The organism is Nostoc sp. 106C (genome assembly GCF_002154725.1).
Lineage (GTDB): Bacteria > Cyanobacteriota > Cyanobacteriia > Cyanobacteriales > Nostocaceae > Aulosira.
The window spans coordinates 20,896-38,928 of record NZ_MTAW01000104.1 but is presented as its reverse complement, the minus strand read 5'-3'; the positions used below and the strand labels follow the sequence as shown (position 1 = coordinate 38,928).

At 42.6% G+C, this 18,033-nt stretch carries 18 protein-coding genes, 2 tRNA genes and 1 pseudogene; 8 read left to right on the top strand and 13 right to left on the bottom strand.

What is annotated here, in order from left to right; translation table 11 throughout:
• Positions 1–24: 24 nt before the first annotated feature.
• The gene (gene glmM / locus BV375_RS13830) at positions 25–1,482 is read right to left on the bottom strand and encodes a phosphoglucosamine mutase (RefSeq protein ID WP_086761358.1); all 1,458 of its coding nucleotides are present in this window, start codon (positions 1,480–1,482) and stop codon (positions 25–27) included.
• Positions 1,483–2,195: 713 nt separating this feature from the next.
• On the opposite strand from glmM, the gene BV375_RS13825 reads away from it, so the two are divergent.
• The 4 genes from BV375_RS13825 to BV375_RS13810 all read left to right on the top strand — a co-directional run bounded on the left by BV375_RS13825 (position 2,196) and on the right by BV375_RS13810 (position 5,752).
• On the top strand, positions 2,196–2,912 hold the full coding sequence (locus BV375_RS13825; RefSeq protein WP_086761356.1) for a heme oxygenase (biliverdin-producing): 717 nt from the start codon (positions 2,196–2,198) through the stop codon (positions 2,910–2,912).
• Between the two features lie 282 nt (positions 2,913–3,194).
• Positions 3,195–4,235 carry a cobalamin biosynthesis protein CobW gene (gene cobW, locus BV375_RS13820; protein ID WP_086761354.1) on the top strand — a complete coding sequence of 347 codons (1,041 nt, stop codon included), beginning with the start codon at positions 3,195–3,197 and terminating at the stop codon, positions 4,233–4,235.
• Between the two features lie 159 nt (positions 4,236–4,394).
• Entirely contained in the window at positions 4,395–5,231 is an 837-nt protein-coding gene (locus BV375_RS13815; protein WP_086761352.1) for a DMT family transporter, read from the top strand.
• Between the two features lie 41 nt (positions 5,232–5,272).
• A complete protein-coding gene (locus tag BV375_RS13810; RefSeq protein ID WP_086761350.1) occupies positions 5,273–5,752 on the top strand; it encodes an ABA4-like family protein in 480 nt (159 codons plus the stop codon).
• A gap of 44 nt (positions 5,753–5,796) precedes the next feature.
• Here the strand turns inward: BV375_RS13810 and BV375_RS13805 are convergent, their stop codons facing one another.
• From BV375_RS13805 to BV375_RS13790, 4 genes are all read right to left on the bottom strand, one after another.
• Positions 5,797–6,024, bottom strand: coding sequence for an acetyltransferase (locus BV375_RS13805; protein ID WP_086761348.1), 228 nt, complete (start codon positions 6,022–6,024; stop codon positions 5,797–5,799).
• Positions 6,025–6,136: 112 nt separating this feature from the next.
• Positions 6,137–6,358, bottom strand: coding sequence for a hypothetical protein (locus BV375_RS13800; protein WP_086761345.1), 222 nt, complete (start codon positions 6,356–6,358; stop codon positions 6,137–6,139).
• A 62-nt stretch (positions 6,359–6,420) separates the two neighbouring features.
• The gene (locus BV375_RS13795) at positions 6,421–6,729 is read right to left on the bottom strand and encodes a DUF3181 family protein (RefSeq protein WP_086761343.1); all 309 of its coding nucleotides are present in this window, start codon (positions 6,727–6,729) and stop codon (positions 6,421–6,423) included.
• Between the two features lie 120 nt (positions 6,730–6,849).
• A complete protein-coding gene (locus BV375_RS13790) occupies positions 6,850–7,107 on the bottom strand; it encodes a 2TM domain-containing protein (protein WP_086761341.1) in 258 nt (85 codons plus the stop codon).
• Between the two features lie 318 nt (positions 7,108–7,425).
• Here BV375_RS13790 and BV375_RS13780 point away from each other — a divergent pair.
• Positions 7,426–7,609, top strand: a pseudogene (locus tag BV375_RS13780) (DUF2795 domain-containing protein).
• Between the two features lies 1 nt (position 7,610).
• On the opposite strand, the gene moaC reads toward BV375_RS13780, so the two are convergent.
• Positions 7,611–8,120 (bottom strand): cyclic pyranopterin monophosphate synthase MoaC, encoded by a 510-nt coding sequence (gene moaC / locus BV375_RS13775; RefSeq protein ID WP_208099117.1) that lies wholly within the window; start codon positions 8,118–8,120, stop codon positions 7,611–7,613.
• Between the two features lie 34 nt (positions 8,121–8,154).
• Here moaC and BV375_RS13770 point away from each other — a divergent pair.
• A tRNA-Arg gene (locus BV375_RS13770) sits at positions 8,155–8,228 on the top strand.
• Between the two features lie 48 nt (positions 8,229–8,276).
• Here BV375_RS13770 and BV375_RS13765 read toward each other — a convergent pair.
• Genes BV375_RS13765 through BV375_RS13755 form a run of 3 tightly spaced genes read right to left on the bottom strand, consistent with a single transcriptional unit; the run spans position 8,277 to position 11,288 of the window.
• The gene (locus BV375_RS13765) at positions 8,277–9,509 is read right to left on the bottom strand and encodes an MFS transporter (protein ID WP_086761339.1); all 1,233 of its coding nucleotides are present in this window, start codon (positions 9,507–9,509) and stop codon (positions 8,277–8,279) included.
• A 46-nt stretch (positions 9,510–9,555) separates the two neighbouring features.
• Entirely contained in the window at positions 9,556–10,569 is a 1,014-nt protein-coding gene (locus tag BV375_RS13760; RefSeq protein ID WP_086761337.1) for a glycosyltransferase family 2 protein, read from the bottom strand.
• Between the two features lie 14 nt (positions 10,570–10,583).
• Positions 10,584–11,288 carry a C40 family peptidase gene (locus BV375_RS13755; RefSeq protein ID WP_086761335.1) on the bottom strand — a complete coding sequence of 235 codons (705 nt, stop codon included), beginning with the start codon at positions 11,286–11,288 and terminating at the stop codon, positions 10,584–10,586.
• A 22-nt stretch (positions 11,289–11,310) separates the two neighbouring features.
• Here BV375_RS13755 and BV375_RS13750 point away from each other — a divergent pair, with 22 nt between their 5' ends.
• Positions 11,311–12,252, top strand: coding sequence for a serine hydrolase (locus tag BV375_RS13750; protein WP_086761333.1), 942 nt, complete (start codon positions 11,311–11,313; stop codon positions 12,250–12,252).
• Between the two features lie 393 nt (positions 12,253–12,645).
• Positions 12,646–13,476, top strand: a complete 831-nt coding sequence (locus BV375_RS13745; RefSeq protein WP_086761507.1) for a hypothetical protein — start codon at positions 12,646–12,648, stop codon at positions 13,474–13,476.
• Positions 13,477–13,705: 229 nt separating this feature from the next.
• Here BV375_RS13745 and BV375_RS13740 read toward each other — a convergent pair whose 3' ends face one another.
• The 4 genes from BV375_RS13740 to pds form a co-directional block, all read right to left on the bottom strand.
• On the bottom strand, positions 13,706–15,034 hold the full coding sequence (locus BV375_RS13740) for an ABC transporter substrate-binding protein (RefSeq protein ID WP_086761331.1): 1,329 nt from the start codon (positions 15,032–15,034) through the stop codon (positions 13,706–13,708).
• A 192-nt stretch (positions 15,035–15,226) separates the two neighbouring features.
• Positions 15,227–15,318, bottom strand: a tRNA-Ser gene (locus tag BV375_RS13735).
• A gap of 141 nt (positions 15,319–15,459) precedes the next feature.
• Positions 15,460–16,392 carry a 15-cis-phytoene synthase CrtB gene (crtB, locus tag BV375_RS13730; RefSeq protein WP_086761329.1) on the bottom strand — a complete coding sequence of 311 codons (933 nt, stop codon included), beginning with the start codon at positions 16,390–16,392 and terminating at the stop codon, positions 15,460–15,462.
• Positions 16,376–17,815 carry a 15-cis-phytoene desaturase gene (pds, locus tag BV375_RS13725; protein ID WP_086761327.1) on the bottom strand — a complete coding sequence of 480 codons (1,440 nt, stop codon included), beginning with the start codon at positions 17,813–17,815 and terminating at the stop codon, positions 16,376–16,378. The genes crtB and pds overlap by 17 nt, the downstream gene beginning before the upstream one ends.
• Between the last annotated feature and the right edge of the window lie 218 nt (positions 17,816–18,033).

Sequence of the window (18,033 nt, the reverse complement as noted above, 5' to 3'; positions counted from 1 at the left end):
TTTAACTCAGCACGTCAGCACTGGTTATCCTAAGTGTTGCTGGACTTGTGAAACTAATTCATTTGTCCAGTGGTGAGCAAGCTCTGCATTTGCCGCTTCCACCATAACCCTAATTACTGGTTCTGTGCCAGAAACACGGACTAAGATTCTGCCAGAATCAGCCATTGCTGTTTCGGCAAGGGCGATCGCTTTTTGTAGCGGTTCGCAATCTTTCCACGCCATCCGGCGATCGCGATCTATAACTCGCACGTTGTGTAGTAGTTGGGGATAGGTCTGAAAGCTTTGGTCTACCATGTCGTGGAGGGCAACACCAGCTTCTTTAATCAAAGCTGCTATATGTAAGGCTGTTAACAAGCCATCTCCAGTAATGCCATAATGACGGCAAAGGATGTGACCCGATTGTTCGCCTCCTAGCATTCCTCCTTGTCGCAGCATTTCGGCTTGCACATATTGGTCGCCTACAGCTGTGCGAGTCAATTTACCACCTAATTTTTGCCAAGCCTTTTCAAAGCCTAAGTTGGCCATGACAGTAGAAACTATCAAATTATCTGGCAGTTGTTGTTTTTGCTTGAGGTGGCGTCCCCAAAGGTAGAGAATGTAATCGCCATTCACTTGTCTTCCTTTACTGTCTACAGCTAAAACGCGATCAGCATCCCCATCAAAGGCAAAGCCGACATCGGCGTTGTGTTCCTTAACAGTAGCTTGCAGAATTTCTAGGTGAGTAGAACCACAGTTAACATTGATGCGATCGCCATCTGCTTCGTTATGCAAGCAAATGACCTCTGCTCCCATTTCCGTAAATACTGCTGGGGCTAACCCAACTGCTGCTCCCCATGCTAAGTCTAAAACAATCTTCATTCCCTGAAGATTGACTGCACTGTGCAAGGGTTGTTTTAAGGCTTCGCTATAATCCTTGACTAACTCTTTTCGTAAATAATGCCGCCCGCAATTACTGACACTGGCAACAGCTGACTTATTGCCACGTAGTCCTGCTTCAATTTCTGCTTGTAATGCTAGTGGTAACTTCGCACCATCCGCACCGAAAATTTTAATCCCGTTGTCCTCTGGTGGATTGTGGCTGGCAGAAATCATCACTCCGCCTATGGCATCACTAATGCTTGTAAGATAAGCAACACAGGGAGTAGGGCATAAGTCCAAATACCAAACCTCTATTCCCGCTGCTGTTAACCCGGCACTCAAGGCCATCGCCAGCATATCGCTGGAGTTTCTGGAGTCCTGTCCGAGAATCACTGGGCCTGAGTTGGCAGCATGAGTACGCAAAACAATACCCGCCCAGAAACCTATTTGCAATGCTAAGGGCGCACTCAGCAACTCTCCTACTCGTCCGCGAATACCATCTGTACCAAATAAAGGATTTTTTGGTAGTGCTATTAAGTTAAGCGCAAAATTACTTTCGATATTGTCTTCCACAGCGGAATCTTCATAAAGGCCGCCTTGAGTCCGAGTTATTGATGAAACCATATGTTTAAACACTCCACACAGTCACACTGGAGAATAGCACTTTACACTTTGTTCAACAATTCTGACTTATTATCTTTTGATTGGTGAAGTAACTAGATGTAGATCAATGTCAGCATCAAAGTTGTCCGTAGACATACCCACTCGTTGTTTTTTAACTGACGACGATTCTTAACTGCTGGGTGGATTGTTGCCTACCAAACTTACTATATATTTGTTCTTTTGACGGAATATCTATAATCTAAAAATACTGTTGTTAAGCAAAAATACTTATAAATATTTCTAACTAATTGTAAAGATTCTCGAAGAGACTATTTATCAGAAATTGATAAATAATCTCTGCAACTATCACTATTGCTGACGGTCATCTCGACATTATTGTTTCCGGTTATCGGTAATTAATATCACTTTACAAAGTAAGCGAAGATAAATAAACTGTAAAAAGCATCACTTTCTAGGATTTAGAGCAAAATTGGCAGTTGTTCTGGCAAATATCCAAATTAGCTAGTTAGAACTAAAAATCAAATTTCCTAACTAGAAATTCTCACCTGATAAGACGTTTTGCTATGTAAAACTAGATCCCAAACTCAAGGAGCTTAAAAATTTTTAATATAAATTCTCATCAAATAGTTCTAATGTAACGTTTTAATGGCCTTTTTTAGCCGTTAGTAAATCGGAACTCTGGTAGTTGACCTTTTAAAGTTGAGAAATTTAGCATGAGTAGCAATTTAGCAAGCAAATTGCGTGTAGGCACTAAGAAAGCCCATACGATGGCAGAAAACGTTGGTTTTGTCAAGTGCTTTTTAAAAGGAGTGGTGGAGAAAAGCTCATACCGCAAGCTAGTTGGTAACTTCTATTTCATCTACTCAGCTATGGAAGAGGAAATGGAAAAGCTTGTTGACCATCCGATTGTTAGCAAAATTAATTTTCCCCAACTCAACCGTAAGCAGACCTTAGAGGAAGACCTGAGTTACTACTATGGCTTCAACTGGCGAGAGCAAATCCAGCTATCTCCGGCGGGCGAAGCTTACGTGCAGCGCATCCGAGAAATATCTGCAACACAACCAGAACTATTAATTGCACATTCTTACACCCGTTACCTCGGTGACTTATCTGGTGGTCAAATACTCAAAAACATTGCTGTAACGGCAATGAACCTTTCGGAAGGGCAGGGTACTGCCTTTTATGAATTTGCAGAGATTCCGGACGAGAAGGAATTCAAAGCTAGATATCGTCAAGCTTTGGATGAATTGCCTATCGATGAAGCTACAGCCGATCGCATTGTTGATGAAGCTAACGCCGCCTTTGGCATGAACATGAAGATGTTCCAAGAATTGGAAGGCAACTTGATCAAGGCAATTGGTGTAATGCTGTTCAACACCCTGACACGTAAGCGTACACGTGGTAGCACCGAACTTGCTACTGCTGAGTAAATCTTTCTTTGTAAGTCAATTTTTTGTAAATTCTAGGGGCGATTTCCCTGGGGTCTCCTGAGTAAAATTAGGCGATCGCAAGGAAGTTGCCCCTACTGCTATTTAGTCATTTGTCATTGGTCAGTTGTCATTTGTATTTCTTGTCCCGCTCTACTCTTTCCGCCTCAGCCTCATCCCTGTTCCCTTTCATACATATAAATCCTGATTTCCAATCTACGCAGCGATCAGGCAAAATGCAAACAGAGCCAAATTATGGCTTTTGGGCAAAATTCTTATTAAACAATGGCTACTAAAATTCCTGTCACAGTAATCACAGGCTTCTTAGGCAGTGGTAAAACCAGCCTAATTCGCCACCTGCTACAAAACAACCAAGGACGCCGGATTGCGGTTTTAGTTAACGAATTTGGGGAACTCGGTATTGATGGGGAATTATTAAAATCCTGTCAAATTTGTCCCGAAGATAGTGATGATGGGAGCAATATCTTTGAATTAACTAACGGTTGCTTGTGCTGCACCGTGCAAGAAGAGTTTTACCCCACAATGCAACAGCTGCTGAAGCGGCGGGATAGCATCGACTGCATTGTGATTGAAACCTCTGGTTTAGCTTTACCAAAACCTCTGATCAAGGCTTTTCGCTGGCAGGAAATTCGTACTGGTGCAACGGTGGATGCGGTGATTACCGTCGTAGATTGTGCAGCTGTAGCTGCGGGGACATTTGCCAGCAATCCCGAGGCAGTAGCAAAACAACGGCAAGCAGATGATAGCCTAGAACATGAAACACCATTGCAAGAACTATTTGAAGATCAACTGGCTTGTGCAGATTTAGTAATTTTAAATAAAACTGACTTGGTAGATGCTGATGCAAAAGCAAAAGTTGAGGAGTTGGTTAAACAAGAGTTACCGAGGGTGGTGAAGATTGTCGAGAGCGATCGCGGTCAACTCGACCCATCTATATTACTGGGATTCCAAGCCGCTGTGGAAGATGACTTAGATAGCCGTCCCAGTCATCATGACACGGAAGAAGACCACGACCACGACGAAGAGATTACCTCAACTCACGTAATTTTAGACCGTGCCTTTGACCCAGAAAAACTACAACAACAACTGCAACAAATAGTAAACCAGCAAGAGATTTATCGCATTAAAGGTTTTGTAGTTGTGCCAAATAAACCCATGCGTTTAGTCATGCAAGGTGTAGGAACCAGATTTGATAAATTTTACGATCGCCCTTGGCAACCAGAAGAAGCAAGGCAAACTCGTTTAGTTTTCATTGGGCGTGATTTGAAATCTGCGGAAATAGAATCGCAACTTGTAGCTTTGTAAGTTAATCAGTATTCAAAGAAGGGAACGGGCAAAAGCGGAAAATTCTCGCTGTTACCCGTTACCTCTTCTATTTAAGTGCCCGAAGGTGTTTTCGATAGGGGCAGATTCTTCCCCCGTCCGTTCTCTATATTCCTGCCCAGAAGGGGCTTGGTCAAAGTGATGTCAAACGTTATTTTTGGAGAATCTAAAAACCACCCTAGAGGTATGATGTATGCCTTATTTGCTGTGTCTTTGTGGGCAACTTTAGGGGTGATATTTAAGTTAACAGTTTCTACACTAGACAGTTTTGTTGTAGCAATCTATGTTGGCTTTTTTACCACTCTTATTTTGGGAATTAACTTGGTTATGCAAACCAAGATACAGGAAACGTTAAGAGTACTTAAAAGGCAACTTAGTTTTTTTATAGTAACTGGAATAATTGGTTTAGGTATCCAACAAGTATTTTATTTGAAAGGATATCAACTTCTGCCTGCTTCTCAAGTAGTGGTAATTTTTTATCTCTATCCATTAATGATGTTGCTATTATCAGGTTTCTTATTTAAGGAAAAAATATCTAAAAACTCAGCTTTAATTAATTGCTTGGAATTTGTCGGACTATATATTTTGATTGCTCAAGGCAAATCACTAGATATAGGTATGAATTTAGGAACAATAGCCACCTTTTCTGCTGCTTTGTCTTGGGCTGCTTTTTCAGTACTAATTAAACACCAAAAATTTGATACCGATATTGGAATGTTTCTGTTTAATTTATTTGGATTGTTGTTCTTATTATGTATGATTCCCATGTTCGGATTTAGCTTTGAACTGACGATTATTCAATGCTTAGGAATCCTCTATTTGGCAATTTTCCCGGGTGCGATCGCCTTTATAGTTTGGAATCGGGCATTACATCTTACCACAACAGGAATTTGCGCTAACATTGCTCTACTGACTCCCATAATATCTGTATTATTGTCTGTTATATTTCTCCATGAACCCATCTTGGGAGTAGGATAATTTGTGACATAGTTAGTCACCAAGGACAAGCAATAACATATATGAACATCACACAATTATTTAACGTTGCCAATCTTTTTGTTTTACCTTTTTGGGCATTGATGATTCTCCTACCTAATTGGAAAGTGACTCGGCGGATAATGGAATCACATCTACCCTTTGTACCTTTAGCTGGGGCATATTTGTATTTGTTCATCAATAGCATTACACCAGAAAATGCCCAAGCTTTATCTAATCCCCAATTAGCTGATATTGCAAGATTTTTTGCCGATGAAAAAGCCGCTGCAACTGGTTGGATTCATTTTCTGGTGATGGATTTATTTGTTGGCCGTTGGATATATTGGCAAGGGCAAAAAACAGGTATTTGGACAATTCACTCCCTTGCACTATGTTTATTTGCTGGTCCTTTAGGAGTTTTATCTCATATCTTGACTTACTGGACAACTAAAACATTCTTTTCCTCTTCTGAAGAGAAAGCGGCGACAGTAGTAGACAAAGTTATATCATCCAGTAACACCTAATTTGGGTAATAGATAATCAGAAAGAACCTATTACCCATCAAGTTTTAGCTAGCTTTTTTATAGCTAGCTTTTCTATAGTTGGCATCTAACCAACAAAGTGGTAAACTTTCCCCAGAAGGAAAAACCAACTCTTCTTTTTTAAAGATTTCTGTTTCCTGTTCTTCTTGCCCTTCTTGATCCTGTGCATGAACAGAATCCCTATTGGGATCAATCAATTCCTGAAAATCAACGATCTTGACTAAATCATTAGTATCTTTGACTTGTAAAAACATATAATTAACCTCACTAAATTTGCCTGAAATTTAACCCCAACTGATGCTAATTGCTGAAGTGTTCTACTTTGAGTAGATTCTCAATTTTCCCAGTTAACAAGAGAATGTTTACTTAAGCCTTACCAGATTGTTCAACTAATTTTTTAAACCGCATATATGCTTCTTCTGGTGTCAACGGTTCAGATTCTTTTTCGTTGGGAATGTAATATTGCCTGCTATCAGGAAAATAACGCACTACAAAACTAGGTATCAAACCCAACTCCAAAGCTTTTTTACCAAGTTTTTCTGCTGTTTCTGCTAAAGTATGTTCATCATGAAATTGATATGCAGTCATGTCCTTTACCTTCTCATTGAGGATTTCTGCCAGAGCCAGTATGGACACTTAAAGTAGAGAAATTAAAACTCACGTTGGAATTTTTCTAAAATATCTACTAAATTTACCTGGCATTGCAGTGGTAGTAAATCAATTAAAGCAACTTCCTTTCTCCCACCACCAATTTTGACAGGAATAGATTCTAATACCGCTATAACTCGGTCTTCATTGACAGTATTAGAAGTAATTAAGGGATACAATTGTTCGGCAACAACGGTATGCAATTTGGCATTAGATAAATAAAGATGCCACTTGGCAATGTCTAAGTAGATGTTTTCACCTATTTCGGCTGCTAGGGCTTCTAGTAGCTCTGTGGTATTAGTCTTAGCCATAAAAATAACCCCATATCTACAAAGAGCGCAAACTCTCAGGTTATTTATCATTATCGCTCAATTACCCAGGCTAACTCTACAGTCACAGGTTACAATCGCCCCAGCATTGGTAGTCTATCTTCAGGTGGATTTTGGTGGCGTATTGGAATAATTTGCGATCGCACTGATATAAATTAAATGCACCAACAATACAACGATCCAACTTACCGTTAACCAAGGCAGCCATTCCCAGTTAGCTGCTTTCAGATTTTGGAAAAACCACAGCCCAGAATTAATCGTAGCTGCGATCGCCACATGTACAGCAAAATTCATTCTGTCATCTATCTTGCGGTAGGCTGGGTCTTGGCGATCGGGTTTGGTAGGCCAACGAGGAGGCATAAATATTTGTTACATATTTCAACACACCCTAATTATTCTAAGGGTCTTGGGGGTGCAGTTGCTATTAGAACTAGACAATAGGGTAAATTTACCTTGAGAATGAACAGCAGTGAGCAGATGACTATTTTGGTCTACCAAACGCTCTGTATCTAAGCTGGATAATTTTTCGGCTTGTAGCACGCAGGGGTTAGCGCCTTGAGGATGCGATCGCTCCTAAGCATGATAAATTGGCGATCGCAACAGATTAAAAGGAATTGCATCAGTAAATTTGTAAACACGTCCTCCTTTAAAAGCATCACTATTTAGAGGTAGATGAAAATGGCTAAAGCTAACCCAGTTTCAGTACAAAAATACTAGAAAGGTGTTGACTATCCAGCTAATTGAGTATGCTCAAGAGCAAGGCGCTGATGAGGAAGTGCTTTCAATTTTAGAGCAATTACCAGAAGATAAAGAATTTGAAAGTCCAACTGATCTCAGCGAAGCTATAGGCGAGCTTGAGTAGGCTATGATTCTGGCGGGGAATAATCTCCCGATTTTCCGCCAGTTTTACTAATTAACCGAATTGATTCAATTTGAATCGATTTTTCTAAAGCCTTTGCCATATCGTATAAAGTTAAAGCCGCAACAGAAACAGCAGTTAAAGCTTCCATTTCTACCCCGGTTTCAGCTTTAGTTTTAACGGTGGCATAAATTTTATAGCCTGGAAGTTCGGCATCGGCGATCGCTTCGACTTCGACTTTCTGCAATGGCAAGGGATGACACAAAGGAATTAAATTAGCTGTCTGTTTAGCTGCCATAATTCCAGCGATCCTCGCAGTTCCTAACACATCCCCTTTAGGAGCATTCCCGGCTTGGATAGCAGCAAAAGTTTCTGGCAGCATTCGCACCTGGGCAACAGCTACAGCTTGCCGCACAGTCGGCACTTTTTCTGACACATCTACCATCTGTGCCTGCCCTTGGTGATCGAGATGGGTTAAGTTAGCAGAATTAGATGAAAAATCTTCTTGCATCATTTTGGAAGAACGTGTTAATATAATTTCCTGGCAGGGGCGTGTAGCTCAGTGGACTAGAGCACGTGGCTACGGACCACGGTGTCGGGGGTTCGAATCCCTCCTCGCCCGTTAACTAAAAGAAAAAGACGCAATTAATATTGCGTCTTTTTGTTTATATCAAGATTGATTGAGGGAATAAGCATCTTTTGCGCGACCCAAGGCAAAGCGTAAGGAACTGGAGAGGTTTTTGTTGCACTGAGTCAGAAAAATTAGCAATGCCATCACAGTTAAACCAGCACAAAAACCAAACATATTGGGGTAGCCAACTTGTTCGGCGACAGAACCGAAAACAGGGCTAGCGATCGCAATTCCCACATCTAACCCCATAATACAGAGAGAAAATACCCTTCCCCTTTCTTGTGGTAGTGCTCGATCTGCAACCACAGTAGAAATCATCGGCATGAGGATACCAGAACCAGCACCCTCTAAAACTCCTGCTATTAAGAATATATTGGCGCTGCTAGCTTTCCATAGCAAAATCATGGACACAGCATAAATAACCAGACTCAAAGTAATAAATAAACCTCTACCATAGCGATCGCTAGCTTTGCCCGTAAAAAATCGGACGCTAAAACTTGCAAGTGCGCCAACTGTGTAAAACAAACCTGCGTTTAAATTTACTTTAGCTGCTTTGATAAATAAAGGTACAAAGGTGTGCAAAGCCCCAAAAACCAAGCCAATCATCAGCATGATACTGGCTAAAACTCTGATTCTGGGGCTAAATAAAAGTTGCCAAAATTGGCCATCATTGCTCTCAACTTGTTGCTGTTTGTGTATTGGGGGATTGACAATTGGTACAAGACATAATAAACCAACCACAGCTAATCCCGTAGACAACAAAAATAACAGCGTGTATCCACTCGCCGCTTGTAAATACCCTCCTAAAGCCGGGCCAATGGCTGCACCAATCGGTGTCACCAGACTCATGTAACCCATGATTTCACCGCGATTTTTTTCTGGTGCTAAATCTGCTACCAATGCTAAGTAACCTGTAGTAAAAGCCGCGATACTTAATCCATGAAAAGCCCGCACTGCCATTAACCCAGGAATTGATTGCACTAGTATGTAACCAAGGGGTGCGATCGCATTGACTAGCATCCCAATTAGTAAGACTATTTTCCGCCCCCGTCGATCTGCTAACCTGCCAAATACAGAGCGAAATAGCAACATCCCAATTGCAAAACTACCCAGCACAATGCCAATTTGTTGCTTGGTTGCGCCTAAATCCTGCATGTAGAGTGGTAGCGTTGGTAATAAAGCACCTAAACTAGACCAGAATAATAAACCTGCTGTAAATAACGCCAGCAGGTTACGTCTTAGTTGGAATTCAAGTTTCTCAAAGACTTTCAAGGCAGATGCAGTTGAATACTAAACGTGTTTTTCTCTTATTGTTACTTTAGTTAACATTTTTTGCTACCACTTCCCGCACGCGATAGATGGGTCTACCTTGGGATTCATGGTAAGTACGCATCAACAACTCTGCCAATAGACCAAAACAAAACAGCTGTACTCCGGTTACCAGTAGCAGAACTCCTAAAATCAGCAATGGGCGATTGCCAATCATTTCACCCCAAGCCAATTTGATAAAAGTCAAGTAAATTCCGATAATTGCCCCTAAAATCATTGAGATTAAGCCCAACAACCCAAAAACATGCATTGGGCGTGTGAGGAATTTCTTCATAAAAGAAATCGTCAACAAATCCATCATTACCCGGAAAGTCCGCGATAATCCATACTTACTGCGACCAAAACGCCGGGGATGGTGACGCACGGGGATTTCTGTAATTCTTGCGCCTTCAATGTAAGCTAGAGCTGGTAAAAAACGATGCAGTTCCCCGTAAAGATTCATATCTGCCAAGACTTCGGCACGATAAGCTTTGAGAGAACAGCCATAGTCATGTAATTTCACCCCTGTGATGCTACCAATCAGCCAGTTAGCAATTTTAGAAGGAAGTAACCGCGATAGCGCTGCATCTTGGCGTTTGTGTCGCCAACCACTGACCAAATCGTAGCCTTCCTCCAACTTCGTCAATAATATGGGGATATCAGCTGGGTCATTTTGCAGATCAGCATCCAAAGTGACGATGACTTTACCCAAAGCATAGTTAAACCCCGCAGCCATTGCCGCAGTTTGACCGTAGTTACGCCGCAGAATCACCGCTTTTAAATCATTGCGGATTTGCGCTTGTTGCTTGAGAAAATCCGCCGAACCATCAGTTGAACCATCATCTACACAGATAATTTCATAGGTTAACTGATGCTCAATCAAACAAGAAGCGATCGCCTCTAATAATAAAGGCAAACTTTCCACTTCATCACGCACAGGCACTACCACGGAAATATCTGGGACAATTGCTAAAATTCCCCCATTCTCTTCAGCCATCCTTGCAGAAACCAACCCACTCCTCATATTCCTTTGCGTCCTCAGCGTCTCTGTGGTTCGTAACTCTTGATAACTCTGCCAGCACCGCGCAGCTGCTGATAATATGACCGACTCACCTCATCTCCCTGTTCCGATAGTCGGTCAATCCCGATTCCATTTCGTCCCTTATCTTTCCCCGAACTATGGATATAGCAACCATCTCCTAAATAGAGTCCGACATGAGTTGCTTTTTGAGGAGTGCCAAAAAATATCAAATCTCCTGGTTCTAATTCTGCAATACTAATTGGTTGCGTAAAAGCTTCCTGTTGATAAGCATCTCTAGGTAGCCAAATACCCACAGACACAAAAGCCGCTTGCATCAACCCAGAACAATCGTAATTTGGCCCCACCGTACCACCCCAAAGGTAATAATTTGATTGTTGCATCGCTTTGTGAGTAAAGGCGATGACCTCTGGTAGCAGTTTTTTAATCTCAGATTCAGAAAATATTGTCGCCCGATAGGGTAAAGTAGCTCTTTGTAATAAACCCACATCAGCAAGAGACACCCACCCTGGATAGTCATCTTCACACAAATACACCTCAACAGCTGCATCCTGATGATTTGATGTTACCCGCAGATGTCGCCCAGAAGCGGCTTGAGTTGCCAGGCGCGTACATTCAGGAGAATCATATAAGTTTAGGTCAGCGAGACAATTGTACTCAGCCGCTGAGAGATTTTGGATGATGGATTTTGGATTAGAGAGCATTCTGTAAGGTTAATAACTAAATATGATTTTCTTCCGAAAAGACGAACAACTCGAAAATCTAGGGTTAAGTATTTTAGAAGCAACTTGGGCAGCATTTCCTACATTAGCGCGGAACCAAATTGCTCTGACTTGGATTGTCTACGATCCGCCTGTACTAGTAAATACTGGTGGAGCCTTAACTCCAGATGCCTTTTGGAACCATTCTGTACGTGGTTTTACTTATCGCGGTGTGGAGAGGATCTACCCAGCCAGTGTGGTGAAGTTGTTTTACCTGGTAGCAATTCACGAATGGCTAGAGAAAAGCATGGTAACAACTTCCAAAGATTTGGAAAAAGCTATCCGCGATATGATTGTAGACTCCAGCAACGATGCTACCAGCTTGGTTGTGGATGTGCTGACTGGCACAACTTCCGGGCCAGAATTACCCCCCGGCCCCTTTGAAACTTGGAAATCGCAACGTAATTTTGTCAACCGCTATTTTCAGTCTTTAGGTTGGGAAGAAATGGAGACGATTAACGTCTGCCAAAAAACTTGGGGTGATGGCCCTTATGGCAGAGAGAGAGCATTTTATGGAGAAATGCTAGAAAATCGCAATATGCTGACCACAAATGCGATCGCTCGATTGTTACATAGTATTGTTGGCGGAGTAGCCGTTTCAAGTGCGCGATCGCAAGCAATGATGGCTTTGCTCAAACGCAGCCTTAAGCCTGACGATTTACCTACAGATGTTGAAGAAGACCAAGTAACGGGTTTTTTGGGAGGTGGACTTCCTCAAGATGCTCAACTTTGGTCAAAGGCTGGTTGGACAAGTCAAGTGCGCCATGATGCAGCATACATTGAAATCCGCGATCGCCATCCTTACCTTTTAGTAGTATTTACTGAAGGCAAAGCCAACGCTAAAAACCGAGCTATTTTACCTTTTATCTCAAAGCTAATTACCGAAGCTGTCGGTAGTTTGCAATAGGGACTCTTATAGCGCTGCGCAGAATTTCGCGCAGCGAAGTAAGTTTTTAATTGAAGCTAATTTCAAAACTAAACTACATCTTTTTTGAGAACCATAGTTTTAAAAGTAGTGAGAGCATCTTGCTCTCTGCTCTTCATAGCGGGCTTTCCGGCCCACACTACTCCAGGTTTCAAAATGGACGAGGTTTATAAGCATTTATAACCAGCGCTGATAGTGCTGTATTCAGAAGTCGATTTTTGCACTACTCCTGAGGCTCAAATGCTAGCTAATTCCGTTAAATACAGGATGTAAGAATGAATTTTTTCGTGTTAAATGGTTGAATATTGCTAAGGTTTCTTGAGTCAACACAAAAAACCTTTATCTATGTGTGGCAATATTCTGTCAGGAGTGAATGTGAATACTATTTTTCTTCGTAAAACTGTTTTTTGGCTGCCCACTTTAGCAGCTATAGCCATTTTAGGCACTAGCTTACCTACCTTAGCCCAAACAGTAGACACATCAAGCAATCAGCAGTTAAGCGAGGCTACTACAACTGTAGAGTCTCCGAAGCAAATAGGTACTGAAATAGAGGCGACAAGTCAAACACTACCCAGTGAAACTGAAAATTTAGCAGTTAAGCAGCAGTTCCCTAATGCTGCAACACAGGAAACTGCTACTCGTATAATTACACCTGTTCCAGGTACAGCAATGACTTCAGCGGCTGGGTTTGTAACTCAAAACCCAGAACCTACTTCTCAACAGTCTACTTCTCAACCATCTGCTTCTACAGTGGCACAAGCAGATATCGACCCAGGTAGACCTACTCGTGGAGGTAGAAGCTATATTGGTGTTGCTGGTAACATTGGTTTGAGTGGTAGTGACTCAGCTTTAGGTGATGGTAACTTTGCGGTCATTAGCAAAGTAGGCCTGACAAATACTTTTTCAGTGAGACCATCAGCAGTATTAGGTGACAATACCACAATTTTAGTGCCCCTCACCTATGACTTTAACTTCCAACAGGTAGCAGATCCATTTAGCGAACCGTTACCAATTGCACCCTACATTGGCGCAGGTGCAGCCTTTAAAACAGGCGATAATTCTGAAGCTGCCTTTTTAATAACTGGTGGTGTTGATTTCCCACTGACTTCCCAATTTACGGCCACCGCTGCCGTCAATGCTGGCTTTTTTGACAATACCGATATAGGTTTGTTGGTAGGAGTTGGTTATAACTTCAGTGGTTTCTAAAAGCATAGTAGTGAGTGCTCAATAGTAAGTATTTTTCCGTTAGCACTCATCCGACATTTTGCACAAATTCTGATTTCTGATTTGCAACCACAGATAAACACCAATAAAATCCGTATTCATCGGGAGGACAGTTGCCTGGGCGGCTTTGCCGACTTGAGCAAACTGTCCGTTGTTTATCTGTGGTTTTATTTTTCTAGAATCGACTTTTGTAAAAGGTTAAATTTACAACCTATTTAGGACTAACTTTATCAATCACCTTGATTTTGCCATCATCCCCAACAGTCCAAACATCGTAGACACCAACGACATCACCATTAGCGTCAACATCAACGTTGCCACTGGCTCCCTGGTAGTTAATTTTTTTACCTTCTTTCAGTAATTTTAGCCCCTCGCAAACATCGGTAACTTCTGTACCCGACCCAGCAGAAACTTCTCGAATTTTATTGGCGATGCCAACGCCTGTGTTTTCCTTGGCGGCTTGTGCCGCTAATACTAATAAAGCGGCCGCATCCCAAGCTTGAGGAGCATATTCTCCTGGAGAACCACCCTTTTTATCTTTCCATAGCTTGTTAAATCCTTCCAAAGCTTTCCCATCAGAACCAGGTACAGTACCGATCGCTCCGGTTAAAATATACTTGCCGTCGCTAGCTTTACCAACTTGATCTGGAAAGGTAGGCGCTTTGACGCCATCTGTCAGTAGAATTTGCACTCCTTTAGTCAAGCCTTGTTGGTAAGCAGCTTTGAGAAACAAACTACCTGTCTCGGCATACAGCACTGCCAGCACTGCATCTGGTTTACCAGCAAAAGCCGCCGCAGCTTCGGTGTCAAATGTTTGAGCTTTAGGGTCGTACCGAACGGGTTTGTCTTTATTAACTACGGTTCCACCTAACTTTTCAAAAGTTTGCACAAATGCTTTTTCAAAACCAACGCCGTAGTCGTTATTAATAACTACTGTGGAAACGCGCTTAAATCCTTTTTTCTTGGCAAGTTGGGCTAAGGCTAGTGCTTGGTAGGTATCTGGGGGAGCAGTACGCGCCCAAAAGCCTTTAAAGTCACCTTTTTGAGCCTTTTCGGTAAATACAGGGCTGGTACTACCTGGAGAAACCAGCATCACTTTATTTGGTGTGGCAACAGAGACAGCGGCAGTGGAAACACTACTGGCAAAAGAACCCACTACACCAGCAACCTTATCTAAGGTCGCTAGTTTGGTCATACCAGCTGCGCCTGCTTTAGGATCTGTTTGATCGTCTACTGGTACTAAGGTCACTGGTTCACCGTTAACTCCACCACAAGCATTAACTGTGTCAACGAGTAGGGGAACTGAACCCACCATCTGTTGCCCGATAGATGCTAAGTCGCCAGTTGTTGGTAGCAAGGAGCCAATTTTCAACCCCTTAGCATTGCTGCTTGTGGTAGTTGAGTTAGCTGCCGGGGTGGCAGAACTTTGAGTGTTACCTGTGTTATTCGCGTTAGTAGCACTATCACTACAAGCCCCTAAAAAGAAACCTGCTGCTAGGGTAGCCACACTTAAGGCTAAGGCAGTACTAATTCTTTGCATAAATTACTTTCACTCCTCTAATCTTTAGGAGCCTGAAAGTAAGACTTTAACTATATTTTCAGGTTAGGTCGATCTTAACAGACTCCAAAGGATAAATAATATCATCCCCCTGAAGATATAGAAGGATCTACACCTAAATTAATACCTAACTCTAAAAATAGAATATTCGTTGATATTTTAAATCTTGGAAAACGGAGAGGGAGGGATTCGAACCCTCGGTACGGAGTTGCCTGCCGTACAACAGATTAGCAATCTGCCGCTTTCGACCACTCAGCCACCTCTCCTGGGTCACGAATAACAATGATAGCAGATAGATTCAGAGAAGTCAAACATCTTTTAGTCAGTAGTCAGTAGTCAGTAGTCATTGGTCAAAAGCTCTGGAACTATTGACTTTGGCCTATTAACTCGTGACTATTGACTAAACTTCATAGGACTTGCGATCGCATCCAAGCCAGTGGTAAAGTACGCAATTTTTTCCACTGGGGGACGTAAGCACGCTGAGTGAACACATTGTAATCGTTGCGTTCAATGACATTTAAGATTTGACTATAATGCATCAAGGCTGCCCATACAGGCCAACGGGCATCAGCAGATAGGTAGGAAATTCCTTTTTCTGCCTTGCGGTAAAAGTCTCTGGCCCTTGTAATTTGAAAGTGCATTAAAGAACGCCAGCGATCATCTACCACACCTTTGAATAAGTCTTGTTCGGTGTAGCCAAATCGTGCCAAATCGTCTAAAGGAATATAAATTCTCCCTCGCCGCGCATCTTCTCCGACATCTCTCAAGATATTGGTAAGTTGCTTGGCAATTCCCAAGGCAATTTCTTCTTTCACAGGAATATAAGGCTGTTGTTCACGATTCCACGGAGCCGTATTTCTGGTATTCTCCAACCCCATAACTGCCGTAGACATTAAGCCTACAGTACCAGCGACACGGTAACAGTAGAGGTATAACTCCTCAAAAGTTTCATAACGACTACGGTATAAGTCCATCCGCTGACCGGCAATCATATCCCGAAATGGCTGAATGTCTATTGGAAAGCGTTGGACAGTATCCGCTAAAGCTACATCAAAATTTTCTGCTGGGTTGCCAGAAAAAATTGATTCTAGCTGCTGCTCCCATAAGTCTAGGGTTTCTGGTGTGGTCATAGCAGATCCAGGGCCATCTACCAGTTCATCTGTACGGCGACACCAAGCATAAATTGCCCAAACAGCGGGACGCTTTTCTTTACTCAGGAGCAAAGTGCTGAGGTAAAAAGTCGCGGAATACTTGGCGATTAGTTGCCGACAAAGTTTGTAGGAATCGTCTACAGAGACCAGCGTTTTCATGCGCGGGGGTGAATCAGGCAGTTGCAGCATTCGTTGCGGGCGATCGAGTTAGCGTTTGCAGGTTTGAGGCATTTGCCACCGGGAGTGCTTCAGAGATCGCCTGCGCTGTCAGCTTACCAGAAAGTACGGCCCCTTCCATACTGGCTAAATAGCGTTGCATGGTGTAATCCCCTGTGAGATAGAAGTTGGCAATGGGGGTTTTCTGCGAGGGACGGTGCTGTTGACGACCAGGAGTCGCTTTGTAAACTGAACGCGGCGTTTTTACCACATGATATTTCAGCAACTTTGCTGGATTATCTCCGCCAAAATGGTCGGGGAAGAGTTTTTCTAGTTCAGCAAGGGTTGCATCGACTATTTCCTCATCGGATTTGGCGATCCAATCTTTTGCCGGTGCTAGAACTAATTCCAGCATTGAGCGATCGGGGTTAGCATATCCACGGCAGGTATTACTCATATCAGCATAAACGCTGAGGAGGGGCGATCGCGAAAATAGTAAGTGGTCAATTTCTGTGAGTTTACGATCAAACCATAGATGGAGGTTAATTACTGGCACTCCTTCTAGTCCTTCTAGCTGCTGGAAAAACTCCATTTGCTTCCAAGGTGCTGGCAGCATTACCTTTAAAGGGTCAACGGGCATGGCAGATACGTACAGATCTGCTGTTAAAACTTCATCTTCTGCTCCATTCAATCCCCGGAGCAAGAATCCCCGTACGGTGCCATCTCCGTTGAGCAAAATTTCTTTTAAGGGGGCATTTAATCTAACTTCCCCACCGCGTTCGGTGATGTGATCTACTATCGGCTGACACAATCGCTCAGTTGGTGAACCATCAAGAAAAGCCATTGTTGAGCCTTTCTTCTCCTGGAGGAAGCGATTAAGGGCTGTTAGCAGGATGGTAGCGGAAATTTCTTCTGGGCCAATGAAGTTCAATGCCTTAGACATGGCAATAAAAACTTCTTTTTCCACTCGTAGGGGAATGTTTTGCTTTTGCAGCCATTCCGTCCAAGAGTATTTGTCCATTTCCTCTACATACTTCTGCCCTTGCACCATTGCTGGTAACAAACCCAGTCCAAAACGAATTTTTTCTGGCCAGGTGAGCATATCGTTGTTTCCCAAGATTGCCACTATGCCATTTAAGGGTGCTGGCAAATCGGGGAAATCAAAGCGGCTGTATGTGCCTGGCGCATCGGGCTGGTTGAAGATCATGGTGTGTTCTTTCCACTGCAAACGCTCTTCAATTCCTAGTTCTTTGAATAGCTGCAAAATATTGGGGTATGCCCCAAAAAATATGTGCAGACCTGTTTCGTACCAGTCTCCGTCAGCATCTTGCCACGCTGCCACTTTACCTCCCAGTACGTCTCGGCGTTCCAAGACAATGGGAGTATGACCCGCGTCTGTGAGATATTTTGCGCAGGAAAGTCCTGCTAGACCCGCTCCCGCGATCGCTACTCGCATTTAACCCTACTGCTCTTCAAGATTTCTTAGTCATTTTGCCGTTCTCATTATACGTTGCAATCTGTTACATTTCGCAGCGATTGTGCGATCGCTTCCCAAAAAAACTTTTAAATAGGCTGTGAAATCACTATTTAGCACTACTAGTTTTAAGTCTTTCGCTATACCCGATTCATCCCAAAAGTCTCACTCAATCAGATTATTTTTATTTAAAGCAACTC